The sequence below is a fragment of the Actinoplanes sp. L3-i22 genome (genome assembly GCF_019704555.1).
Classification (GTDB): domain Bacteria; phylum Actinomycetota; class Actinomycetes; order Mycobacteriales; family Micromonosporaceae; genus Actinoplanes.
The window spans coordinates 6,359,905-6,383,658 of the sequence record NZ_AP024745.1 but is presented as its reverse complement, the minus strand read 5'-3'; the positions used below and the strand labels follow the sequence as shown (position 1 = coordinate 6,383,658).

The following is a 23,754-nucleotide window of genomic DNA, read 5'->3' as shown; positions in this document are numbered from 1 at the left end:
CGGAGATCGGCATTCCGGCGGAACGGGGCGAGCCCGGGTGGACGTGGCGGGGCGTCCACCCGGGCTCCAGGGGGGAGAGGGACAGCGGTTGCCAGCATCGCGCCGGTTCCGCGCCGGCGCATCAACCCACCGCGGTCATCTCCGGTACCGCATCCGCGGTACACGACCTCACTGGCCGGTCTCGATCCGGTCGGGGAGCGGGGTGGCCGGCGCCGCGTGGCGGTCCTGGACGTAGCGGCGGTAGGCGTAGAGCGCGAGCGAGGCCAGCAGCACCCCGACGCCGATGATCTGCTCGGCCACCCCGCCGTACCCGGCGTCGCCCGGGAACAGGAAGGCGACCCCCAGGAAGACCGCGTTGACCAGGGCGAGTAGGGCGGCGAGCGGGACCAGGACGCCGGGCACCCGGATCGGCCGGGGCCAGTCGGGGCGGTCCTTGCGGAGCAGGACGAAGCCGATCAGCACCATCACCGTGGCGACCAGGTAGCCGATGTTGGAGGCGAAGATGATGCCGAGCGTGTTGCCCACGAAGACGATCATGATGACGTTCAGGACCAGGTCGGCGAACATCGCCCGGGCCGGCAGGCCACGCTCGTTGAGGTGGTTGAACTGCTTGACCGTCATGTCGTCCTTGGCCAGGGCGTAGAGCGCGCGCCCGGCCACCGCGGTGCACGAGTTCATGATCACGAACAGGGCGGCGGCCAGCAGGATCGTGATCACGGCCGAGGCCGGGCCGATCACCTTGGCGAACGCCTGGACGTACATCGAGCCCGGGTCCTCGGCGATCAGCTTGTCGCCCAGGGTGCCGCCCAGGCCCAGGGTGAGGGCGACGGCCATGACGACGGTGAACGCGCCGGACGAGAGCAGTGCCTTCGGGGTGTCCTTGCGCGGGTTGCGGTACTCCGGGGTGAAGACCGCGGCGGCCTCCGTCCCGTACGTCGTCCAGGCGAAGACGAACAGGAACGCGAAGACCAGCCGCCAGCCGTGCCACGGCCCGTCCGAGGTCAGGCCCCAGGTGATGCCGGAGCTGTGGAAGTTGCCCTGGAGCACCGGGAGCACCACCAGGATCACGATGAGCAGGACCGCGAGCGAGCCGAGGATCTTGTTCATCAGGGCGGTCTGCCGGACGCCGTACGCGTTCAGCAGCCACACCACGATCAGCGTGGCGATGCCGATCAGGCCGGGCAGCCCGAGCTGCGACGTGCCGGTGGAGAAGCTCCAGGTCGCGTCCGGGAAGAACTCGCCCTGGATCAGCTGACCCATGAGCAGGGCGTACACCGCGTTGCTGAACGCCCAGCCGGCCCAGTAGCCGAAGGTGACCACGGCGCCGATCGCCGGCAGGTACTTCTTCCACGCCTCGTGGGCGTAGAGCGGGATGCCACCGGCCTTGTCCGGGAACATCGACGCCATCTCGGCGTGGAAGAAGTTCTGGATCATCGCGAGGACGCCGCAGGCGACGTAGAGCGCGGCGACCGTGCCCGATCCGACGCTGCCGATCAGGGGCCCGAGGGTGGCGAAGATGCCCATCGGGATGACGAGGGTCAGCGCGAAGCCGTCGCGCCAGGTCAGGGTGTGCGGTATGGGGGTGGTCACCGTGGTTCCTCTCAGGAGACGCCAGGGAGAAAGGTGCTAGGAGATGCGTGCCATGACGTGCTTGACGACCGTGTAGTCCTCGATCGCGTACGTGGAGAGGTCCTTGCCGTAGCCGGACATCTTGTAGCCGCCGTGCGGCATCTCGTCGGCCACCGTGAGGTGGTCGTTGAGCCAGACCGCGCCGGAGCGCAGCTTCCGGGCCATCCGCATCGACCGGTCGAGCCGGCTGGTCCAGACGGACGCGCTCAGGCCGTAGTCGCTGTTGTTGGCCAGGGTCAGGGCCTGCTGCTCGTCGCCGAACCGCTCGACCGTGACGACCGGCCCGAACACCTCGCTGCGCACGATCTCGGCGTCGGCGCTGACGCCGGTGACGACGGTCGGCGCGACGAACCAGCCGGGCCCGGGCAGCGCGTTGCCGCCGGTCACGATCCGTGCCCCGGCGTCCACGGCCCGGTCGAGGTAGCCGAGCACCCGCTGCCGGTGTGTCTCGGAGATCACCGGTCCCATGTCGCTGCCGCCCTCGGCGAACGGTCCGCCGACCCGGATCGTCGCGGCCATCCCGGCCAGCGCGTCGACCACCCGGTCGTAGACGTCGTCCTGGACCAGGATCCGGGCGGCCGCGGTGCAGTCCTGTCCGGAGTTCCAGAAGGCGGCGACGCGCATCTGGTCGACGAGCAGGTCGAGATCCGCGTCGGCGAAGACCACCACCGGAGCTTTTCCACCCAATTCAAGATGGGTACGGGCGATCCGCGGCACCGCGTTCCGCAGCACCCGTTGCCCGGTGGCCACGCTGCCGGTCACGCAGAGCATGTCGACGCCGGGCACCGTGGTGAGGTCGTTGCCGGTGCCCGGCCCGTCGCCGGCGACGACGTTGAGCACCCCGGGCGGCAGGATCCCGGCCGCCAGCTCGGCCAGGCGCAGCGTGCTCAGCGGGGTCAGCTCGCTGGGCTTGAGCACGACGGTGTTGCCCGCGGCCAGGGCCGGCCCGATCTTCCAGATCGCCATCACCAGGGGGTAGTTCCACGGGGTGATCTGGCCGATCACGCCGACCGGGTCGCGCCGGACGAACGAGGTGCGCCCGGGCAGGTACTCGCGGGCGGCCTTGCCCTCCAGGACGCGGGCGGCGCCGCCGAAGAACCGGAGCTGGTCGGCGGCGCTGTCGATCTCGCCGAGCGCCACCCGCAGCGGTTTGCCGGTGTTGCGGGCCTCCAGGCGGGCGAGGTCGTCCTTCTGCTCCAGCAGGCGGGCGGCCAGGGCGTTGAGCAGGTCGTCGCGCTGCACCGGGGTGGTGTCGGCCCAGTCGTCGAAGGCGTCCCGGGCGCGGCGGACGGCGCGTTCGACGGTGTCGCGGGCGGCGCGCCCGACGGCGGCGATGGTCTCGCCGGTCGACGGGTCGATGACGTCGATGGCGGTGCCGTCACCCTCGACCGGCTCGCCGCCGATCCAGGCCGCCGGCAACGTCCGTACGTCAATCGTGGTTTTCATGGTTTTGGCTCCTCAAGCGGGTGGCAGGACGGGGCGCAGCAGACGCACGCGACGGGCGGACCGGCCGGTGGTGTCCTCGTGGTGGTCGGCGGATTCGAGCAGGCGCACGATCGCGTTGGCGGCGAGGTAGCGGAGCGGCTCGGGTTCCCACCGGCGGCTGCGGTGTCCGATCCAGGGCATCCGGGTGTACGGCGTGTCGAGCCCCGCGACCAGGTCGGCGAGCGCGCGGCCGGCCAGGTAGGACGCGATCACGCCGTGCCCGGAGTAGCCGCCGCCGTGGCCCAGGCCGGTCGCCGGGTGGTAGCCGACCGACATGCTCCAGTCCCGCGGCACCGCCAGCGCGCCGCCCCAGCGGTGGGTGACCGCGTAGCGCGCGGTCGCCGGGAAGTGCTCGTGCAGGGTCTTCTCCAGGCGCGCCCAGACCTCGCTGTTGCGCGCGTCGAACTCGGCGAGGGGGTCGCGCAGCGAGTAGGGGGCGCCGCGCCCGCCGATCGCGATCCGGTCGTCCGGGGTCCGCTGGGCGTAGAAGAACAGGTGCCGCTGATCGCGAACGGTCAGGCCGTGCGGCCAGCCGAGCTCGTCCCAGACCGCGGCCGGCAGCGGCTCGGTGGCGATCATCATCGAGGTCAGCGGCAGGAACGAGGCGGTGGACCGGGACAGGCCGGTGGTCCACGCCTCGGTGGCCAGCAGCACCGACCGGGCGGTCACCGTGCCGCCGGCGGTCCGGACCGTTCCGGCCGCGACGGCGGTGGCCGGGGTGCCCTCGAAGATCTGGACGCCGCGCGCCTCGCAGGCTTCGGCCAGACCGCGGACGAGCCGGGCCGGGTCGATCCGCGCGCAGTGCGGGGTGAAACTGCCGCCGACCAGGCCCGGCGTCGCGACCAGGGCCCGGGCCTCGGCGGCATCCAGCAGCTTGCTGCCGGACTCCAGCATGCCGGTGCCGGTCTGCGCCTCGAACCGGGCGCGCAGCCGGTCCCACTGCGGCCCGGTCGTCGCGATGGCCAGGGTGCCGCCCTTCACGAAGCCGCAGTCGATGCGCTCGGTTTCGGTCACTCCGCCGATCCCGTCGACGGCCTGCTCGACCAGGGCGGCCGCCTCCCGGGTGCGGGGCCAGCCGCTGCGCCGGGCGTAGCGACCGGCGCTCCCGGCGATACCCGCGCCGGCCCAGCCGCCGTTGCGCCCGGCCGCGCCGTAGCCGACGATCTCCGCCTCGATGACCGCGATCCGCCGGTCGGGCTGCCGCAGCGCCAGGTGGTAGGCGGTCCAGAGGCCGGTGAAGCCGCCGCCGACGACCGCCACGTCCACGTCGAGGTCGGTGGTCAGCGCCGGCCGGCGGGTCAGGTCGCCGAGCCGGTCCAGCCAGAGCGACCGCGACCGGTAGGGATTGCCGTGGCGATCGTGCGAGGCGGTCACGGGAACTCGACCACCCAGCGGCCCTCGGTGGCCGAGCGGCCCATCGTGCGGAACGCGTCGGTCAGCTCCGGCAGCCGGATCCGGCCGGTGACCAGGCGGTCCAGCGGCAGCAGGCCGCGCCGGTAGAGGTCCAGGATCCGGCCGAAGTCGACGGCCGGGCGGGCCGAACCGTAGTTGCTGCCGGTCAGGGTGAGCTCGCGCCCGGACATCGCCATCGGGTCGATGGAGATCCGCTCCCCGGTCGCCACCTGCCCGACGACGACCGCGGTGCCGCCGGCGGCCAGGCTGGCGTAGGCCTGCTCGACCCCGGCGGCCCGGCCGCTGGCCTCGAACGCCAGGTCGACGCCCTCCCCGCCGGTCAGCTCGCGGACCGCCTCGACGACGTCGCCGGCCGTGGCGTCGATCGTGTCGGTGGCCCCGAACGACTTCGCCAGCTGCAGTTTCGAGTCGGCGATGTCGACCGCGATCAGCCGGCCCGGCGACTGCAGGGCGGCGCCCATGATCACCGAGAGGCCCACCCCGCCGGCGCCGATCACCAGGACGGACTCGCCGACCCGGACCGGCCGGGTGTTGATCGCCGCGCCCACCCCGGTGGTGACCGCGCAGCCGACGATCGCGGCGACGGCCGGGTCGATGCCCGGGTCGATCCGGATCGCGCCGCTCTCCGGGACGACGACGTACTCGGCGAACGAGCCGACCGACAGGTAGCTGTAGACGTCCTCGCCGTCGCGGGACAGCCGGGTGGTGCCGTCCGGGAGCACGTTGCGGTACGCGTTGGCGACCGCCGACCGGCACAGCTGCGGGCGGCCGGTCACGCAGTACCGGCAGCGGTTACAGCTGGGCGTCCAGGACAGCGCGACGGTGTCGCCGGGGCGCAGGCTGTGCACGCCGGCGCCGACCGACTCGACGATCCCGGCGCCCTCGTGACCGAGCACGAGCGGGGTTGTCGCGCCCCACTCGCCGGCCAGGACGCGGTAGTCGCTGTGGCAGATACCGGCGGCGGTGATCCGGACCCGTACCTCGTCGTGTTTTGGATCTTGAATGTCGATGTCGGTCAGGACGAGATCGTGACCGGGCCCGTCGAAGATCGCCGCTCGCATGCGCATGGTGGTCACTGGCCGGCCTGGGTGGCCGCCGTGGCTCCGGCGTGGCCGCCGAGGAAGCCCGCGGCGCGGCCGTCGTTGAGGCCCATCACGTCGGAGTAGTGCGAGTACGGGTACCACCAGTACTTGCGCTCCAGGCGGTAGTCGAAGCTGACGTGGGAGGTCTCCATGAACGCCTCCAGGCCCTCCTCGCCCAGCTCCCGGCCGAGGCCGCTGGACCGCTGGCCGCCGAACGGGCCGGCGTCGTTGTCGACCAGCGGGTTGTTGATCCAGACCAGGCCGAACCGCAGCTCCTTGCTGGCGCGCCAGGCCCGTTCCAGATTGGTGGTCAGCACGTTCGCGCCGAGGCCCATCGCGCTGTCGTTCGCCTTGTCGAGTGCCTCGTCGAACGAGTCGACCGGGAGCACCGGGATGATCGGGCCGAACACCTCGCCGGCCTCGGTCAGGTACTCGTGGCTGAGGCCGGTGATGACCGTCGGGCGGAAGAACAGCCCGGGTCCGGCGATCCGTTCGCCGCCGGCCAGGATCTCGCCTCCGGCGAGCCGGGCCCGTTCGACGTACGCGATGGTCTTGTCCAGTTGTTCCGGGGTGCCGAGCGCGCCGACGTCCGTGCCGGTGTCCATCGGGTCGCCGACGACCAGCTCGTCCGCGCGCCGCGCCAGCCGTTCGACGAACGCGTCGTAGATGCCGCGCATGACGTAGACCCGCTCGGCCGACGTGCACACCTGACCGGCGTTGGTGAAGCCGGCCCAGAGCGCGGCCTCGACCGCGTCGTCCAGGTCGACGTCGTCGCAGACGATGAACGGGTCGTGCCCGGACAGCTCCAGCGAGACCCGCTTCACCCGCTCGGCCGACGACCGGATGATCGCCTGCCCGGCCGCCAGGGAACCGGTGAACGCGACCATGTCGACGCCGGGGTGCTCGACCAGCTCGATGCCGGTCTCCCGGCCGCCGGTGACGACCTGGATCACCCCGGGCGGCGCGTCGAACAGCTCGATCATCCGCAGTACGGTCAGCGGGGTCTCCGGCGGGGGCTTGACCACCACGGTGTTGCCGGCCGCGATCGCCGGGGCGATCTTCCAGGCCAGCAGCAGCGCCGGATAGTTCCACGGGGCCAGCGCCGCGACCACCCCGATCGGGTGCTTGACCACCAGGTTGGTGAGGGTGGGCTCCTGCGAGGGCACGATCCGGCCGCCGACGTTGCGGGCCATCTGGGCGTAGAACTCGGTGGCCTCGGCGACCCAGCGGATCTCGTCCATGTTCTCGGCCAGCGCCGAACCGCCCTCGCGGGTCAGCAGCTCGGCCAGCTCACGCTGCGACTCCCGGACCCGCCCGGCGAAGTCCAGCATGATCGTGGAGCGGGCCAGCGCGGAGGTCTGCGCCCACGACTTCTGGGCCGTGCGGGCGGCGCGGACCGCGTCGTCGACGTCGGCCGCGGTCGCCTGCGGGACCGTGTCGACGAGTTCGCCCGTCGCGGGGTTCGTCACCTCGATGACCTTGCGGTCGCCCGCTCCGACCCACGTGCCGTCAATCAGCATCTTCATGGCGACGAAGTTAGGCAGCGCGTTACCGCAGCTCCATGGGCTCTTTACCGCGCTGCCGGGATAGGACCCCTCCCGGATCTCAGCGCAGGAACCGGACCGCCTGGGCCCGGCTGGTGACGCCGAGCTTGCGGTAGATGGCGGTCAGGTGGTTCTGCAGGGTCTTCGGGGAGATGCCCAGGTCGGCGGCGATCACCCGGTTGCTGGTGCCGACCGACAGCGCCTCCAGGACGTGTCGTTCCCGCGCGGTGAGCGCGTGCCCCTCCGGCCGGGCCGCCGACAGCGGCAGCAGCACCCGCACGCCGAGCAGGCCGGACGCGTCCCGCACGGTGATCAGGCTGCCGCCCAGCCGCTTGACCGAGCTGACCACCTCCGGGGCGAACGAGGAGATCTGGTCGGCGCTCGGCGCGGCCGCCCGGTCGTCGCACACCTGGATCCACATCACCTGGTCGTCGCCGCTCAGCCGGAGCGTCACCCGGGACTCGGCGGCCCGCACCGCCAGCGCCACCAGGCTGTGCATGAGCAGGTAGAGCCGGGTGGTCAGCTCCAGCGGCAGGGTCGCCGGCCAGTCCGCCACCTCCAGGTGCACGCGCTTGCGGGCGTGCTCGGACCAGCCGTCGACGATCTGCTCGCGGATCAGCGGGACCATGTCCACCCACTCGCGCTCGGCGGACTCGATCCGCCCGGCCAGCGACCGGACCCGGGCCGCGGCCGGGCCGCCGGTGCCGGTCCCGGCCAGGACGTCGGCCTCGGCGCGCAGCACCCGGACCAGCTCGGCCCGCTCGGTGTCGGCGGCGGACAGCGCCTGCACGGTCCACTCGCGCAGCACCTTGGCCCGCTCGGCGCGCAGGAAGCGCAGCTCCTGGGTCAGGACCATGCTCTCCACGATCGAGCTCACGCACGCGCCGATCAGTTCGAGGGACTGCACGTCGTCGGCGGAGAAGACCCGGGGCTCGCGGTCGAAGACCTCGACGATCCCGAGCCGGCGCTGGCCGCGCAGCAGCGGCACGCAGACGTACCCGCGCAGCCGTTCGGCGTGCACGACCTCCCGGGAGACCGTGCTGTTGGTGCTCAGGTCGGCGATCGTCAGCGGCTCGCGCAGGCCGAACGCCTCGCCGGCCAGGCCCTCGTGCAGGTTCCACGTGTCGATGCCGCGGACGTAGGCGTCGGAGAGGCCGCGGTGCGCGGCCAGCACGTAGCGCTGGGTGGCGATGTCCGCGTACGACAGCGCGCCGATCTGCGCGTTCACCATGCCCAGCGCGCTGTCCAGCGCCGTGGCGAGGACGTGGTCGAGGTCGTCGACGTGCCGGATCGCGTGGGCCAGGCGGCGCAGGATCCGCATCTTCCGGCCGTCCGCCGGGGGCGGGGCCGCCGTCAGGGCCGCCGTCGCCGGCGCGGCCGGGCGCTCGTCGCCGTGCGCCGCGAACACGCCGAGCCGGTTCGTGCTGCCGGCCGCGGTGCGCAGCTCGATCGCGCGGCGGACGTCGGCGGGGGAGTAGAGCCGGTACCCGTTCGCGGCGCGGACCGGGGTCAGCAGGCCGGCGTCCTCCCAGGAGCGCAGCTGCCAGGGCGGCACCCCGGCGGCCGTGGCCGCGCTGCCGATGCTGATCAGCCCGAGGTCGTCCATCGCCCGTCCGGAAGGTTCAGTGAAGGTTCGGTGAACCTACTATAGGCGTCCAGGTCCGCGGCCCCAGTGAGCGGATCGAAACGTGACAGATGTCAGCGGTCTCGCTGACTCCGCTCACTGGGGCGCGACCCCGCCCGCGACGAGGCTTGCCGATGACAGCAGAACCCTTTATCGGCAGGAGGAACGATGACATCTCGGCAACGGCTATCGATGGTCGTCGTAACAGTGCTCGCGGCAATGGGGCTCAGCTTCATGGGTGCGGGAGTGGCCAGCGCCGCGCCCAGCGCCCCGGCGGCCGCGGCCCCGGTGACCGCTCTCGCGACCCCGGTCACCGGCACGGCGGAGAACGGCGGCTCGTTCGCCGGCACCTTCACCCCGTCGAACTTCTCGACGCGGAACGGCGACCTGCTGGCCACCGGATTGTTGACCGGCACGGTCACCGACTCGTCCGGGGACACGGTCGGGACCGTCTCGCGGACCGTCAGCATGCCGGTGACCATCGCCGCGGCGACGTGCCAGGTGCTGAACCTGGTGCTCGGGCCGCTGCACCTGGACCTGCTCGGCCTGGTGGTCGACCTGAACCAGGTGCACCTGCTGATCACCGCGGTGCAGGCGCCCGGCAACCTGCTCGGCAACCTGCTGTGCGCGATCACCCACCTGCTCGACGGCACCCCGACCGCGGGCGGCCTGGCCGCGCTCCTGAACGCGATCCTGGCGCTGCTCGGCCAGCTCTGATCGATCGGTGACACCGGCTCAGCCGCACCCCCGGTGGGTGCGGCTGAGCCAGGTCAGGCCAGCCAGCCGGCGTTCTCGGCGAGGCGGACCGCCTCCAGACGGTTGCGGGCGCCGGTCTTGCGCAGGATCGCCGAGATGTAGTTCCGGACGGTGCCGGTGCTCAGATGCAGCTCGGCCGCGACCTCGGTGGACGGCACCCCGGACGCGGCGACGCTCAGCACGTCGAGCTCGCGCGCCGACAGCGGACTGCGCGGCGCCGCGACCATCGCCACGGCCAGGCCCGCGTCGATCACCCGCTCGCCCCGGACCAGGCCGCGGATGCCGCGGACCAGCTCGCACGGGGCGGCCTGGGTGCTGACCACCCCGCCGACGCGCCGGTCGAGCGCCCGGTTGAGCAGCACCGGCTCGTCCGGGCCGGCCAGTGCCAGGGTCGCGCAGCCGGGCTGCCCGGCGCGCAGCCGGTCGAACGTCGCCAGGCCGTCGCCGGCCAGCAGCGCGATGTCGACCACGGCGACGTCGGGCGACACCGCGCGGGCCATGTCCAGCGCCGGATCGAGGTCGCCCAGGTCGGCGACCACGTCGAGGTCGTCCTCCAGGGACAGGGTCGCGGCCAGGGCGCCGCGGAGCAGGGTCACGGGTTCGACGAGCAGAATGCGGATCATGATGGCCTCCCAGCCAGGGTCGGAGCTTCGGGACGGCCGGACTCGGGCCGGCCGGTTTCCGGATTCCTGCGGGAGGTGGTTCAGCTGGGCGGGCCCGCGTAGCGGACGGTGCGTCCGCGGGCGAGCAGATCACTGGCCAGGCCGCGGCCGGTGGCCGCGAGCTGGGGCTGCCACGACGACGGGACGGTGCCCGTCGCGGGCGCGGTGCCGCCGCCGGAGTTGGCTGTCTGCCCGGTGGGTGTCGACCGGTCAGGCTGCTGCGGCGCGCCCGGGGGCGGCGTCGTCCCCGGCGCCCTTTCCGGCACATGGGGCGTCAGACTGCTGGGCGACGCCTCGATCGAAGGCTGGGCCGGCGGCAGCGGCACGACGTCGGCCTGGGCCGGGCCGGAGGAAAGTGCGGGCAGTGTGGCGATCTCCGCCGGCGGCGAGCTGGGCAATTGCGGCTGCGCCGGGAAATTCAGCGAGGGCAGGGCGGGTAGCTGCGGCAAGGCGGGCGGTCCGGCCTGCAACAGATCCGACGGTACGGGCGGAGAGAGCAGCTCGACGGCGGTCGGCAACACCTTCCGGGCGACCGACCTTCGCACCACCGGCACCGTGGTCCGGGCAACGTCCCGGACCACATGGGACGCGGTCTTACCAACCTTCGGCACTTTGACCTGCACCCGGACCTTCGCCGGCACCTTCGCGACGTGGACCTTCGGCGTGATCGACTTGTGCTTCGGGGCAACCTTGGTTACGCCGGTTGCCGCGGTCTTTACCGAGTCGACCAGTTTCGGCACAGCGGTGTGAGCGACCGGCTGACCGATCGATCCGGTGTCGGCGCGCGCCGCATGATCGAAAAGCATCAGCCCGAGATACGCCACGAAGGCCAGCCCGAGCAGCACGAACAGCCGGACGACGCGCCGGGACACCCCGGCCCCGCCGTCCGCGCGTTGCGCAACTCCGCCTCGCATCTCACCCGGTTACCCAACACCGGAGTGCTGACACCCGTCGATGGAAAGAAAGGGTCAGTAGAGCGGAGCCGGGGCGGCGAGATGCTCCAGGCGGTTGGCGATCATGTCGCAGGTGGCCAGGACGGTCTCGGCGGCGCGGGTCTGGGCCGGCGACAGCGCACGCCCGTGGGCCAGGTCGCGCCACCGGCTCGCGGCGGCCCCGGCCGCGGTCCAGGTGTCCTCGGCCGTCGCGTCCGGGGACATGCCGAGCCGCTCGCCGACGCTGGTGCCGGTCCCGCCCAGCAGGCGGCGGGCGTCCGGGGCGTGCTCCGGCGGCAGCGCGACCCGGCCCCCGCGCAGCGCCGACAGCAGGCGCAGCTCCCGCAGCTCGTGGGTGTCGGCGACGAGCAGTTCCAGGTCGGCCAGCAGCTTGGCGGCCGGCGGGACCTGATGGGTGCGCAGCAGGTGGTCGAGCGTGGTCAGCGCCGACCGGGCGCGCAGCACCGCCCGGCGGCTGGTGAACAGCTCGGCGATCGACGCCTGCAGGTCCTTGAGGCCGCTGTGCTCCTGGAGGCGTTCGGCGAGGGCGGCGCCGGTGTCGCAGCCGGTCCGGGTGAGCGTCAGGGCCAGCCGGACGCCGCCGAGGCCGAGCCGTTGCAGCAGGTGGACGCGGCGCTGGGCGTCGACCGGGGCCAGCGCGCCGGCCGCGGTGAACCGGTCGGTGGAGAGCAGGTACGGCTCCGACTCGGACTTCGGCAGCGCGGCGAGGGTGGCCAGCGTGCTGAACTCGTCGTCGGTCAGGGTGCGGGCGGTCGCGGCGATCAGTGGGGCGACGGCGAGGACGTCCTGGCAGAGGGCGCCGACCCGGGGCTCGCGGCGGCGGCGCCGGGCCTGCTGCTTGGCGGTCAGCAGCGCGTCGAGCCGGCCGCCGCCGACCGTGTCGGCCCGGGACACCACGACCAGCACGTGGATCGGGGCGGCGAGCTGACCCCGTACGTCAATCGTGGTCTGCAGGTTTTGAATGTCGCCGGCACCGAGCTGGGGGGTGACGTAGAGGACGGCGTCGGCGTCGCGCAGCGCCTGCGCAGGCGGGAGGTGCGTGTCGGACAGCTCGGTGCGGCGCAGCACCCGGCTGGGCCAGGCGATGGTGGCCCGGCCGGGGTCGTCCGGCCGCCGGTCGTGCCGCGCGTCAGGGGTGAGCCGCAGGCCGTGCCCGGTGCGGACCATCGGGATCTCGGCGTCGTGCCACCGGGCGGCCGGCTGGGTGGCGTCCCGGTAGGCGACCGTCGTGAGCCGTTCGCCGGGCAGCTCGACCGGGGCCAGCTCCTCGCCGATCAGCGCGTTCACCAGGGTCGACTTGCCGGACTGCGGCGGGCCCGCGACGGCCAGCCGGAGCGGGTCGGCGAGCCGGTCCAGCGTGGTGCGCAGCAGCGCGGCGGCCGGCGGGACCGCCCGGTAGACGTGCGCGGCCTCGTTGAGCAGCCGGTAGACGCGCTGCTCCAGCTCCTCGTCGTCGATCACGCGCGGCCGTTCAGGGCGAGCGCCTGGGTGTGCAGCTGGGCGAGCGCGGCGAGTTCCCGCTCGATCCGGCGGCTGTGCTGCTCACGGGCGGCGACGTCCTGGTCGGCGGCGGCCTTCGCGTTGCGCAACGAGTCCATGATGATCTCCTGCAGGTCCTCGGTGACCGCGGTGAAGTGGTCGCGCAGGGCGCGCTGGACCCGGCGGACGGTGTCGCGGGCGTCCTTGTTGAGCCGCACGAAGACGTCGTCGACGTGCCGGGCGACGATCTGCCGGGCCTCGGCCTGGCGCTTGGTGAGCAGCGATCTGCTCTCGTCGCGGATCGTCTTGCCGCCGAAGATCGCGCCGCCGCCGATCGAGATCGGGTTGATCAGCGACATCCCGGCGAGGCTGGTGACCAGGCCGAACATCACCACGCCGCCGTACGAGCCGCGCAGCCCGATGAACAGTTTCTGGCCGGGGCTGAACTTGGCGACCGGCGGCGCGTCCAGCCCGGGCACCCGGTCGTCCCCGGGCGCACCGGCCGCGACCAGCGCGGGCGGCGGCAGCACCTCGCCGGCCTCGGCCGGGAACCGGGAGGCGACCTGGTAGGCCATCCACTCGGTCCGCTCGGCCAGCCAGGTGGTGCTGGTCTCGGCCAGCTCCTGCAACGACCCGCGCAGCCACGGCTCGAACTCGTCCCAGGCCTTGGCCGGGTCGGCGGTGGCGAAGTACTGGTCGGCCTCGGCGAGCACCGCCCGGGTCCGCTCGCGCAGGTCGTGCTCGATGTCGGACATCAGGTCGCCGATCTCGTCGGACAGCGCGTTCTGCCAGCGGACCGCGCACTTGCGCAGGTCGTCGAGGCGCCGCTGGGTGGCGTGCAGCCGGGCGACGGCCTCCGGCATGCCGGCGTCGCGCTGGGCGGCCAGGTCGTCGCGCAGCGGTGCGGCCAGCTCCTCGAGGGTGATCCGGCTCAGCCGGCCGACCGTCTCGCGGGCCAGCGAGCCGGGCTTGGCGGCCACCGTCTTCTGCAGGTGGGCGATCAGCTCGGGGAAGCCGGACTCGCCGTTGAGGGCGGTGTCGTCCGCCCGCAGCGCGTGCAGGCGCAGCGCCGAGGAGACCGCGGTGGTGGCCGCGGGCACGCCGGCCCGGGCCAGCCGGTCCCGGCCGTCGGCCAGGTTGCGCCGCCAGTCGACGGCGTAGTCGGTCTTGGTGAAGACCACCAGCAGCCCGGGGAAGAACCGGGACAGGCCGCGCAGCAGCGCGATCTCCGGGTCGTCGAGCCCGCGGCCGGCCTCGCAGACGTAGACCACCAGGTCGGCGCCGGCGCTGGTGGCCAGGTCGGTGACCGCCCGGACGTCGCGGTCGGCCGGGCCGGGCAGCCCGGGCAGCGGCGGCGTGTCGATCAGCACCAGGCCGCCGGCGAGCAGCGAGCGGGGCACCGCCACCTCGGCGTGCACCGGCGCGCCGGCCGGGAGCCGGGCGGTGGCCTCGGCGATCGACGCGTCCAGGGCGTCCAGGCCGAGCGGGATCCGGTCCTGCACGCCGACCGGGGCGGTCCAGTCGGCGGCCGGCGAGCCGCGCCGGATCAGGTGCGCGGCCGGCGCCGCGGCGTGCCGGACCACGGTCGGCACCCCGGCACCGCACACGGTGGCATTGATCAGCGCGTTGATAAGCTGGCTGCGGCCCTGCTGAGCGGCGCCGACGACCAGCACGCGCAGCTCCGGGTGCAGCAGCTGGGCGCGGCGGCGGGACAGCCACTCGGCCATCTCGGAGCGGCCGTGCTCGGCGCAGGTCCGGATGGTCGCGTCGAGCACGTCGAGCCAGAGCGGGGCCCCGGAGGCTCGCAGCGGATCGGGTTCCGTCCGAGGGGACGGCACCCGCGCCGGCGGGGCGAGGGAGGCCGGACCCGCATAGGCCGTGGGTCCGGTCTCCCAGTTCGTCATTCGCGCCCGCTCCGTCTCTCGTTCTCCTACAGGTGCAGGTCGCCCAGCAGCCCGTGCGGGGCCTCCTGAGCCGGCGTACCGGTCACGCCGTGCAGCACGTCACCGACGGTTCCGGTGACGCCGCTGACGGTGTCGTGCACGGTGGTGACCGGGTCGTGCGACAGCACATGTCCCAAATCCGGCGTAATCACCGATCCGATCGATGAGGTTGCCCCGCCGAGGCCGGAGTCGTCAAGGCTCGGGACGTGATCGATGGGAACCGATGACGGAAGGTGGCCGATCGTGTCCACTCCGCTGTCGAGCACGCTCCCGACGCCGGCGTGCAGGCCCGGGTCGACCTGCGGCACCGGGACCACCACGTCGGTGACCAGGTGGTTGTCCAGGTGACTGTCGAGGTGCGCGCCCGGGTCCGCGCCCAGCCCACCCCAGTTGCTGTCGCCGGCCACCCCGAGCACCGCGGCGTTCACGCTGAAGCCGCTGGTGACCTCGGCGTTCAGGTGCCCGGCCGGGCTGAGCGCGACCTGCGCGGTGATCGCCTGCAGGTGCGACACCGCCCCGGCGACGTCCAGGTTGGCCACCCCGGTGGTCAGGTCGTCGGCGCCGCCGGCCAGGCCCGGCAGGCCGGTCACCGGCGCCGAGTCGACGACCAGCGGGATCACCTGCTGCACGTCGGCCGCGGTGATGTCGCTCAGGCCGGCCGCGTGCAGCGCCGACTCCGGGTCGACCTCGAACGCCGAGCGGGCGGCCGGGTCGTAGATCAGGTTGAGGACGAATTCCTGCAACGTCGGAAACGAGTCCATGAGGCTCCTTTGAGGCCGTGTCCGGTACCGAACCACAACGTACGGACGCCGCCTCATCTGGACATCGGGCCACCGTCCCCGATCCGGATTAGGGGATTAGGGGAATCACGCCCGCGAATTTTTGGGGGACGATCACAGCTCGGACATCTGGTACGAACGTTGCGACTCACCTATCGAGGAGCGACCACGTGCCCTACGTCCTGGGGATCGACATCGGCGCCGGCAGCACCAAGGCCGCCGTCTGCCGGCGCGCCGACGCCGGTCCCGGCCGCGGCTGGGGGCCGCCGCAGCCGGTGCCGCTCGGCATCCGCTCGCGGACCGTCTCCTCGGCGCTGGCGATGACCCCGGAGGGCGACGTCGTCCCCGGTGACCTGGGCCGGCAGGCGGACGGCAGCGCGGTCGGCGGCTACCTGCGCCGGGTCGGGGACAGCGCGCCGATGCTGTTCGGCGGCGACTGGTTCCCGGCGCACGGCATGGTCGCCGCGATGGCCCGCTGGGTCGTCGACCGGGTCGTCCAGCAGTGCGACGAGGAGCCCGAGCGGATCGCGGTGGCACACCCGTCGGGCTGGGGCGGCGGACGGCTGCACCTGCTGCACGCCGCGCTCGGCGAGGCCGGTCTGGCGCCCGCCGCGCTGGTCACCCGGGCCCGGGCGGTGGTGGAGAGCCACCAGGCGGCGGGGCGGGTGCCGGCCGTGGGCGGGCTGCTGCTGACGTACCGGATCGGCGGGTCGGTCTGTGAGGTCGCGGTGGTGGCGCCGCACGGGCCGGGGCGGCTGGAGCTGCTGGGCAGCGCCGAGGTCGACGAGGTGGCCGGCTTTGATCTTGATGGCACGACTCCGGTCGACGCGCGGGCGATCCTGCAGCCCACGGTGGATCTCGCGCTGCACACGCTGCGCGGCTGCCGGATCGCGCCGGGTGATCTTTCCGCGGTGTTGATCTCCGGGGGCTCTGGGGCCGTATATCCCCATGTGTCTGATCTGCTCGCCGCCGCCTTCCCGGTGCCGGTGCTGCGCGACCAGGACCCGCCGATGACGGTGGCGGCCGGCGCGGCCCTCGCCGTGCGGCCGCAGGCCCGCCGGCTGAACCCGCCGGAGGAGACGCCGGCCGCGGTCGCCACGATGCCGACCGACGCGTGGCCGCAGATCGCCCGGGCCGGCCAGGTGGTCGCCGACCGTCCGCCCCGCCCTCCGGTCGCGGTCGCCGCACTCCGGGCGGAGCACCGCGCCGTGGCCCGGTCGGAAGATCGATGACCGCGCCCGTGACCACCGCCGGCCTGCTCGCCGAGGTGACCGCCGACCCGCTCGCCCCGGTGCAGGCGGCGATCGGCGCACCCGGCGGCCACGGCAAGACCACCCTGCTGCACGAGTTGGCCGCGGTCTGGCGACAGGCGGGTGTCACGGTGGTGACCCCGTGGCAGGCCGCCGAAGCCGTGGGGGAGCAGGTCCTGCTCGCCGACGACGCGCATCGGCTCGACGGGCCGCGGCTGGACGCGCTGATCGCCCACGCCCAGCGGCCCGGCGCCCGCATCGTCGTCGCCTACCGCCCGTGGCCGCAGCCCCGCGGCCTGCCCGCCCTGATCGACCTGCTGCGCCGGGCCCGCCCACCGGTCCGGCTGCCGGCGCTGACCGCCGCCCAGGTCCGCGACCGGCTCGCGCGGGTGGTCGCCGATCCCGCGCCCGAGCTGGTCGCGCTGGTCACCGAGCAGACCGGGGGAGTGCCCCGCTACGTCGCCCGGGTCGCGGACGCGCTCACCCCGGCCGACGCCGCGGCGGTCCGGATCCCGCTGGGCGCGCTCGCCGGCTTCGCCGCCGATCTGGACGACCTCGATCCCGACGTACGGACGGTGCTGCTGGCCGCCGAGGCCGGCGCGGGCCTGTCGTTCGACCTGGTCGCCGCCCTGCTCGACGCGGCGACCGCCCCGGACGCCGGCACGGTCGCCCGGCTGGTGGACGCCGGTCGCGCCACCGGCCTGCTGGCCGCCGACGGCTCGCTCGTCCCGCTGGCCCGCCGGGCGATCGCCGCCCTGGGCCCGATCGGTCTGCGGATCGACGTCCGGCAGCGCCTGGCCGCCCTGCAACTGGCCCGCGGCGGCCCGGTCCTGCCCCTGGTCCGCCCGCTGCTCCGGGACGGCGCCCTGGTCGCGGGCTCGGCCGGTGGCGGCCTCGGTCCCGGTCTCGGCCTCGGTTTCGGTCCCGGCGAGGTCTACGCGGCCGGCGGCGGTTTCGGCAAGGTGTACGCGGCCGCCGGCGAGGAGGCCCTCGGCGGTGACCCCCGGCTGGCCGCCGAGCTGTTCGCGGCGGCGGCCGGCGCCGGCCAGGGCACGGCCGCCCGCCGTGCCCTGGCCACCGCGCTCGCCGGTGACCTCGACGAGGCGTCCCGGCTGGCCGATCAGGCCCTCGCGGCGGACGCGCCGGAGCAGCGGGCCGAGGCCGCGTACGTCGCCGCCGCCGTCCTCACCCAGCGCGGCCAGACCGCCCAGGCCGCCGCCCTCTACCGCTGGTCGCCGTCGGCGGTGGCGGCCGGCTTCGGGTCGATCGCCCGGATCGCCACCGGACACCTGGACGACCCGGAGACACCGGCCGGGTCCGGCACCGCGCCGCCGACCCTGCTGCACTCGGCGGTGGCCCTGATGGCCCGCGGCGTGGCCGAGTCGGTCACCGGCACCCCGGCCGCCGCGCTGTCCGCGCTGGTCCAGGCGGCCACCACGATCGAGCCGGCCGGCCCGGCCGTGCTGCTCCCGGACACCCCCGCCGCGCTCGGCGCGACGATCGCCCTGCACTGCGCCGAACTCGACACCGCCGACGCGCTGCTGGCCCGCGCGGTGCACTCCGGCGCCGGCGGCGCGCTGCTCGCCGACCGGCACCGCCTGCTGCAGGCCTGGGTGCTGATGCAGCGCGGCGGGCGGCCCCCGGTCCCGGACGGGCGTCCCGGCCGCGACCGGCTCCTCGCCGGTGCGCTGCGGGCCGGGCTCAGCCGCCGGGCCAGCGACCTGGTCGGCCTGCGCAGCTCCTGGCCGGACGCCTGTCACGCGCTGATCGGCCAGCCGGTCGACCTGTTCACCCTGCTCCCGCTCGGCGAGCTGGCGGTCACCGCGGCCCGCCTCGGCGAGCACCACCGGGTCGCCGGGCACCTGGCCGAGGCCGACCGGCTGCTGGCCGCGCTCGGCGACCCGCCGCTGTGGAGCGCGCCGCTGCACTGGAGCCGGCTGCACGCCGCGATCCTCGCCGAGGACCACGACGCCGCCGCGCGGCACACCGGGTCGCTGACCGGGCTGCGGGAGTTCAGCCCGTACACCGCGGCGGTGGCGTCCGCGGCCACCCAGTGGACCGCGGTGCTGGCCGGGCGGGCCGACCCGGACGCGGTGATCGCGGCGGCGCACGAGCTCAGCGCGCTCGGCCTGATCGGCGACGGCGCCCGGCTGGTCGGGCAGGCGGCGATCCGGACCACCGACCGCAAGGCCATGACGCTGCTCCTGGACTGCGCCCGCACACTGCAGGAACGCGTCGCCGGGCCGGCCGCGCAGCCGGTCGCCGCGCGCGACCCGCAGCTGCTCAGCGACCGGGAACGCGAGGTCGCCGCGCTGGTCCTGGACGGCCTCACCTACAAGCAGATCGCCGAACGCCTCTACCTCTCGGCGAAGACCGTCGAACACCACCTCGCCCGGATCCGGCAGCGTCTCGACGTCACCGGCCGTCCGGAACTGCTGATCCGCCTCCGCACGCTGCTGGGCACGAAGGATGAGAATTGAGCTCCCGTACGAAGGTGATCACCGGCCTGACGTTGCTGGTCGTGCTCTGGGTGGCGGCCGCCGGGCCGGCGCTGGCCGACGCGGTCCGGCTGATGTCGGCCCGGGTCGCGGCGACCGATCTCGGCGGTCCGGCCGGCACGCTGGTGCTGTCCCTGGAGACCGAGCGCCGGCAGTCGGTGACCGACGGCTCGCCCGCCGAGCTGGCCGCCCAGCGCGTGCACACCGACCACGCCCGGCAGGAGCTGAGTGCCGCGCGGGACGGCTGGACCCGCGACCTGGCCGGCTCCGACGCGGTCCGGCAGACCGACCTTCTGCTGGCCAGGACCGGAAAACTTGCCGACGTACGGGCGCAGGTCGACGCCCGCGCCCTGACGCCGGTGCGGGTCGCGGACGCGTACACCGCGCTGATCGACCCGGTCGGCCTGACGACCCCGACCGTGTACCCGGACCAGCTCGGCGACCGGGCGCCCGGCCTGTCCGCGCTGAGCCGGGCCCGGGAGCTGCTGGCCGAACAGGACGCGCTGCTGGCCGCCACGTCCGGGACGGCCAAGCGCACCGACGCCGACCGGGCCCGGCTGTCCACCCTGGCCGGCGCCCGCCGGACGCTGCTCGCCGCGGTCGGCGGTGGACTGCCCGCCTCGGTCGACGCCGACCTGGCCACCGCGGAGGCCGCGCTGCTGGCCGGGAAGAACGACGGGACGGTCTGGTCGACCGCGTACAACCGGGCCAACACCGAGCTGTGGGCGCTGCAGAACTCCGGCGCCCAGGCCGCGACCGACGCCACCGCCGGGACCGCGGTCGCCGCCGTCGTCCGGGCCGGCCTGATCGGTGGGGTCGGGCTGATCGCGGTGATCGCCGTGCTGCTGACCGCCCTGCGGTCCCGCCGCCGTACCACCGGCGCCACCCGCTCGCCGGCGCGGGCCGCCGCCGGGCCGGACCGGGCCGCCGGACTCGACCCGCTGCTGCGTGACCTGGAACGGCGCAACCAGGGCCTGCTGCACCGGCAGCTGCGCCTGCTCGACACGCTGGCCCGCCGGGAGTCCGACGACGACACGCTCGGCGACCTGTTCCGCGCCGACCACCTGGCCAACCGGATGCGCCGCAACCTGGAGAAGGCGATCACGCTGGCCGGCGGCACCCCCGGCCGGCGCTGGTCCCGGCCGATGCCGCTGGGCGAGGTGGTCCGGGCGGCGGCGGCCGAGATCAGCGAGTACGGCCGGGTCTCCACCTCCCGGATCGACCCGGTCGCCCTGGCCGGACCCGCGATCACCGACCTGATGCACCTGCTCGCCGAGCTGGTCGAGAACGCCGCGACGTTCGCGCCCGCCGAGACCCGGGTGCGGGTGCTCGGCGAGCGGCACGGGATCGGGTACCGGATCACGGTCACCGACGTCGGGCCCGGCATGACCGAGGACGACCTGGCCACCGCGGCCCGGGTGCTGGCCGACCCGGAACCACCGGCCGGCGGCACCTGGTGGGGCCTGTACGCGGCCGGCCGGTTCGCCGCCCGCAGCGGCATCGCGATCACCCTGCACAACGGACCCGACGGCGGCCTGATCGCCGGCGTGGACCTGCCGGCCGCGCTGATCAGCCCGGTCGACAGCGACAACGACACCACCCTCCACGACCTGGAACCGGTGATCAACTGATGAGCCCGACCGAAGAGGCGTGGTACGACGACGACGCCGGCCCGCTGGTCCGCCTCTACGCCCGGGTCGGCGGACGCGCCCCGGCGGTGCACGACGGCCTCGACATGAGCGCCATCGTGCACCGGATGGCGGACGTCCCCGAGCCGGACGGCCTGACCCCCGACCAGCGGTCGGCGCTGCGGCTGGCCCGGGAGCCGGTCGCGCTCTCCGAGATCGCCGCGCACCTGGGCCTGCCGCTCGGGGCGACCCGGCTGCTGCTCGCCGACCTGCACGAGGCCGGCCTGATCGAGGCCCGGCGCCGGGACGCGTCCCCGGACGTGCTGGACCGCCTGCTCAGCGGCCTGAACTCACTCTGAGCCGGTCGTTCTGAACCGCTTGTTCCGCGCCCCCGTCCTGAGACCGACTCCCGGAGACCTGATGAACGACACCGGACCACGGCAGCGGCGGTCGCTGTCCGTGGTGATCCTCGACGGGTTGCTGCGGCTCTCCACCGTCCTGTCCGGACCCGCGCCGACCCCGAAGGTCCGCGAGCCCCGTACCCGCGGCGGCGCCGGGCGCTACGTCCTGATCGCCGCCGCGGTCGTCGCGCTGGCCGGCACCGCCCTGGTGGCGATCCTGCTGGTCCGGGGCTCGGGCGACCCGGCCGCGTCGCCCGACGAGGCCGACGCGCTGCCGGCCGCGCCGTCCCCGCCGGCCGCCGCCGCGCCGTCGGCCGTCGCGTCCGTGCGGGCCGCGACGAGCGTCGGGGCGGCGGTCACCGCGACCCGGCCGTCGTCCCGCCCGCCGGTGGCGTCCGGCTCGGCGGGTGCGAGCGGGACCGCGGTGGTGCCGCTGACCGCGTCCTACCGGATCTCGTCGGCGACGATCGGGCTGCTCGGCTACAGGATGACCGTCACCGTGGCGAACCCCGGCGCGACGGCCAAGGACGGCTGGGCGCTCACGGTGACCCTGCCCCGGCCGACGCTGATGGTCACCAACGTGGCCGGCGCTACCGCGACCCAGAGCGGCTCGACCTGGACCTTCGCGCCGGACGCGGACACCGCCGGGGTCCCGGCGGACGGCTCGGTGGAGATCTCGTTCGGGGTGACCGGGGCGACGCTGATCGACGCGGCCCCGCAGGACTGCCGGGTCGACGGGACTCCCTGCACGAGCTGAGCGCGTTGTTGTCCCTGGCCGGGGCCCGTTTTGTCCCTGGCCGGGGCGCTCAGTCGAGCTCGCCGGCGACCAGGCGGATGGTGAAGCCCTCCGGGCCCCGGTGCAGGCCGACGAAGCCGCACATCTGGTGGCTGATCCACAGCCCGAGCCCACCGCTGCCGGCCGGCCGGTCCGCGGGGAGCAGCCCGGCGTACGGCTCCCGGGGGCCCTCCCCGGCGTCGGTCACGGTGACCACGACGCGCCGGGGCGCCGCCCACGCCCGGACGGTCACCGGCGGCTTGCCGTGCAGCAGCCCGTTGGCCACCGCCTCGCTCACCGCCACCAGCAGGCCGTTGAGGTCGTCGCGGGTCAGCGCGCTGCCGGCGGCGGCCGCGGTGACGGCGGCGCGCACCCGCACCGGGGTCGGGTCGACCAGCTCCAGCCAGGGCGGGCCCTGCTCGATCGGGTCACGCCAGGTGTCCGACCGGGCGCGCAGGAAGTCGACCGGGTCCACGAAGGCCGGATTGGCCGCGTGCCGGTGGGCGTCGGCCACGTGCGGATGGGTGCGGCGGACCTCGGCGAGCACGTCCGCCGGGGCGGTACGGGTGTCGTACGGGCAGATGCTCCACACCGGGAAGTCGTCGTACGCGTGGTTGATGGCCGCCTCGTACCTCGCCCACCAGTCCCACCGCGCGCCGGTGCCCGGGTGCGGGACGTCGCCGGCGACCCGGATCTGGTGCACGCCCCGGGCCGTGTACTCCCCGAAGAGCTTGCGGTAGTGGCGGATCGCGGTGGCGGGCCGCGCGTACTGCTCGCCGCCGTCGAGGAACTCGATCCCGCTGCCGGCGCCGAACGCCCGGCGGACCAGCTCCTGGTTCCGGGCGGCGAACGTCGAGATCACCGGCTCGCCGGCGGCCAGCCCGTCGGTGAAGAACGGCACGATCACGGCGAGGAACTGCTCGTCGGAGCCGTAGAAGGCGGTCTCGTGGAAGTAACCGGAGTGGCCGGCCGCGGCCCCGGACCTCATGCGGACACCACCTGCACTTCCAGCCCGCCCATCGGCACCAGATCGGCGATCATCTTCGGGACGCTCTCGGCCCGCGCCCGGAGCACCGCGGTCACGCCCAGCCGGTTCGCGTACGCCGCGAGCAGGGCCAGGCCGCGATGGTCGACGAAGGCCAGCGCGGTGGCGTCGACGGTGAGCCGGCCGTCCCGCGGGGCCGGCCGGGCGTGCCGCAGCACGGCGGCCAGGACCCGGCGGTTGTCCGGGTCGATCTCGCCGGCCAGCGCCAGCTCGGCGGCCGGGCCGCCGGTGGCGTAGAGCCGGAACTCGCTGCCGCCCGGGGTCAGCGCCGCGTGCGGGCAGGTCGCCTCGGCCAGGGCGGTGCGGTCCAGCACCGTGCGGTCGAAGCCGCACAGCCCGGCGACCGGCCGCCGGGCGATGAACGCGTCGGCCAGATGCTCGTACCGGATCCAGGCGGCGCGCTGCCGGTCGGTCCGGACCAGCGAGGTGACGTCGGCCGCGATCCGCAGCCCGGTCCACCCGTCGGCCAGGGCCTGGTCGGCGGCCTCGAAGAACCGGTCGACCTGCCGCTCGGGCTCGATCGGCTCGCCGGCGCTGTACATCTGCCCGATCGAGGTGACCTCGGCCTGGCCGCCGGCGATCGCGGCGGCCAGCCCGTCGAGGCCGAGCGGCGTGGCTGTCCCGGCGCCGCCGACGTAGAGGATCCGCTCGCGCGCGGCCAGGCCGTCGGCGAGGAACTGGCCGGCGTTGGCCCGGAAGTCGGCGGGCTGCTCGAAGACCCAGCCGACGTGGTCGTGCAGGCTCAGACCACGGGCTGTGTCGATGACCGCCGACCGCCGCATTATCGCAGCCTACCTCGCGTTCCGCA

At 74.4% G+C, this 23,754-nt stretch carries 19 protein-coding genes; 6 read left to right on the top strand and 13 right to left on the bottom strand.

Features of this window, described 5'->3' with window-relative positions:
• Positions 1 to 168 precede the first annotated feature (168 nt).
• The 6 genes from L3i22_RS28785 to L3i22_RS28760 all read right to left on the bottom strand — a co-directional run bounded on the left by L3i22_RS28785 (position 169) and on the right by L3i22_RS28760 (position 8,759).
• Positions 169 to 1,590: an APC family permease gene (locus tag L3i22_RS28785; protein ID WP_221320660.1), complete on the bottom strand. Its 1,422-nt coding sequence runs from the start codon at positions 1,588 to 1,590 to the stop codon at positions 169 to 171.
• Positions 1,591 to 1,626: 36 nt separating this feature from the next.
• The gene (locus L3i22_RS28780; protein WP_221320659.1) at positions 1,627 to 3,075 is read right to left on the bottom strand and encodes an aminobutyraldehyde dehydrogenase; all 1,449 of its coding nucleotides are present in this window, start codon (positions 3,073 to 3,075) and stop codon (positions 1,627 to 1,629) included.
• Between the two features lie 12 nt (positions 3,076 to 3,087).
• Complete coding sequence (locus L3i22_RS28775) at positions 3,088 to 4,488, bottom strand: FAD-binding oxidoreductase (RefSeq protein ID WP_221320658.1); 1,401 nt, start codon at positions 4,486 to 4,488, stop codon at positions 3,088 to 3,090.
• A complete protein-coding gene (locus tag L3i22_RS28770; RefSeq protein ID WP_221320657.1) occupies positions 4,485 to 5,594 on the bottom strand; it encodes a Zn-dependent alcohol dehydrogenase in 1,110 nt (369 codons plus the stop codon). Before L3i22_RS28770 ends, L3i22_RS28775 begins: the two co-directional genes overlap by 4 nt.
• A 5-nt stretch (positions 5,595 to 5,599) precedes the next feature.
• Positions 5,600 to 7,135 carry an aldehyde dehydrogenase gene (locus L3i22_RS28765; protein WP_221320656.1) on the bottom strand — a complete coding sequence of 512 codons (1,536 nt, stop codon included), beginning with the start codon at positions 7,133 to 7,135 and terminating at the stop codon, positions 5,600 to 5,602.
• A gap of 79 nt (positions 7,136 to 7,214) precedes the next feature.
• On the bottom strand, positions 7,215 to 8,759 hold the full coding sequence (locus tag L3i22_RS28760; protein ID WP_221320655.1) for a LuxR C-terminal-related transcriptional regulator: 1,545 nt from the start codon (positions 8,757 to 8,759) through the stop codon (positions 7,215 to 7,217).
• A 210-nt stretch (positions 8,760 to 8,969) separates the two neighbouring features.
• Between L3i22_RS28760 and L3i22_RS28755 the strand changes: the two genes are divergently transcribed.
• Positions 8,970 to 9,494, top strand: coding sequence for a hypothetical protein (locus tag L3i22_RS28755; protein WP_255657216.1), 525 nt, complete (start codon positions 8,970 to 8,972; stop codon positions 9,492 to 9,494).
• 53 nt (positions 9,495 to 9,547) lie between these two features.
• Here L3i22_RS28755 and L3i22_RS28750 read toward each other — a convergent pair whose 3' ends face one another.
• The 5 genes from L3i22_RS28750 to L3i22_RS28730 all read right to left on the bottom strand — a co-directional run bounded on the left by L3i22_RS28750 (position 9,548) and on the right by L3i22_RS28730 (position 15,331).
• A complete protein-coding gene (locus L3i22_RS28750; RefSeq protein ID WP_221320653.1) occupies positions 9,548 to 10,156 on the bottom strand; it encodes a response regulator transcription factor in 609 nt (202 codons plus the stop codon).
• A gap of 80 nt (positions 10,157 to 10,236) precedes the next feature.
• Entirely contained in the window at positions 10,237 to 11,067 is an 831-nt protein-coding gene (locus L3i22_RS28745; protein WP_221320652.1) for a hypothetical protein, read from the bottom strand.
• A gap of 96 nt (positions 11,068 to 11,163) precedes the next feature.
• Positions 11,164 to 12,609: a hypothetical protein gene (locus tag L3i22_RS28740; protein WP_221320651.1), complete on the bottom strand. Its 1,446-nt coding sequence runs from the start codon at positions 12,607 to 12,609 to the stop codon at positions 11,164 to 11,166.
• Positions 12,606 to 14,531: a GTP-binding protein gene (locus L3i22_RS28735; protein WP_221320650.1), complete on the bottom strand. Its 1,926-nt coding sequence runs from the start codon at positions 14,529 to 14,531 to the stop codon at positions 12,606 to 12,608. Before L3i22_RS28735 ends, L3i22_RS28740 begins: the two co-directional genes overlap by 4 nt.
• Before the next feature lie 26 nt (positions 14,532 to 14,557).
• Positions 14,558 to 15,331, bottom strand: coding sequence for an IniB N-terminal domain-containing protein (locus tag L3i22_RS28730; RefSeq protein ID WP_221320649.1), 774 nt, complete (start codon positions 15,329 to 15,331; stop codon positions 14,558 to 14,560).
• 188 nt (positions 15,332 to 15,519) lie between these two features.
• Between L3i22_RS28730 and L3i22_RS28725 the strand changes: the two genes are divergently transcribed.
• The 5 genes from L3i22_RS28725 (at position 15,520) to L3i22_RS28705 (ending at position 21,883) form a co-directional block, all read left to right on the top strand.
• Positions 15,520 to 16,581: a hypothetical protein gene (locus L3i22_RS28725; protein WP_221320648.1), complete on the top strand. Its 1,062-nt coding sequence runs from the start codon at positions 15,520 to 15,522 to the stop codon at positions 16,579 to 16,581.
• A complete protein-coding gene (locus tag L3i22_RS28720; protein WP_221320647.1) occupies positions 16,578 to 19,079 on the top strand; it encodes a LuxR C-terminal-related transcriptional regulator in 2,502 nt (833 codons plus the stop codon). Before L3i22_RS28725 ends, L3i22_RS28720 begins: the two co-directional genes overlap by 4 nt.
• Positions 19,076 to 20,728 carry a nitrate- and nitrite sensing domain-containing protein gene (locus L3i22_RS28715; RefSeq protein ID WP_221320646.1) on the top strand — a complete coding sequence of 551 codons (1,653 nt, stop codon included), beginning with the start codon at positions 19,076 to 19,078 and terminating at the stop codon, positions 20,726 to 20,728. Before L3i22_RS28720 ends, L3i22_RS28715 begins: the two co-directional genes overlap by 4 nt.
• The gene (locus L3i22_RS28710) at positions 20,728 to 21,084 is read left to right on the top strand and encodes a DUF742 domain-containing protein (RefSeq protein ID WP_221320645.1); all 357 of its coding nucleotides are present in this window, start codon (positions 20,728 to 20,730) and stop codon (positions 21,082 to 21,084) included. The genes L3i22_RS28715 and L3i22_RS28710 overlap by 1 nt, the downstream gene beginning before the upstream one ends.
• Before the next feature lie 61 nt (positions 21,085 to 21,145).
• Positions 21,146 to 21,883, top strand: a complete 738-nt coding sequence (locus L3i22_RS28705; protein WP_221320644.1) for a cellulose binding domain-containing protein — start codon at positions 21,146 to 21,148, stop codon at positions 21,881 to 21,883.
• Between the two features lie 49 nt (positions 21,884 to 21,932).
• Here the strand turns inward: L3i22_RS28705 and L3i22_RS28700 are convergent, their stop codons facing one another.
• Positions 21,933 to 22,889, bottom strand: coding sequence for an anti-sigma factor RsbA family regulatory protein (locus L3i22_RS28700; RefSeq protein WP_221320643.1), 957 nt, complete (start codon positions 22,887 to 22,889; stop codon positions 21,933 to 21,935).
• Complete coding sequence (locus tag L3i22_RS28695) at positions 22,886 to 23,728, bottom strand: MEDS domain-containing protein (protein WP_221320642.1); 843 nt, start codon at positions 23,726 to 23,728, stop codon at positions 22,886 to 22,888. Before L3i22_RS28695 ends, L3i22_RS28700 begins: the two co-directional genes overlap by 4 nt.
• Positions 23,729 to 23,754: the final 26 nt, after the last annotated feature.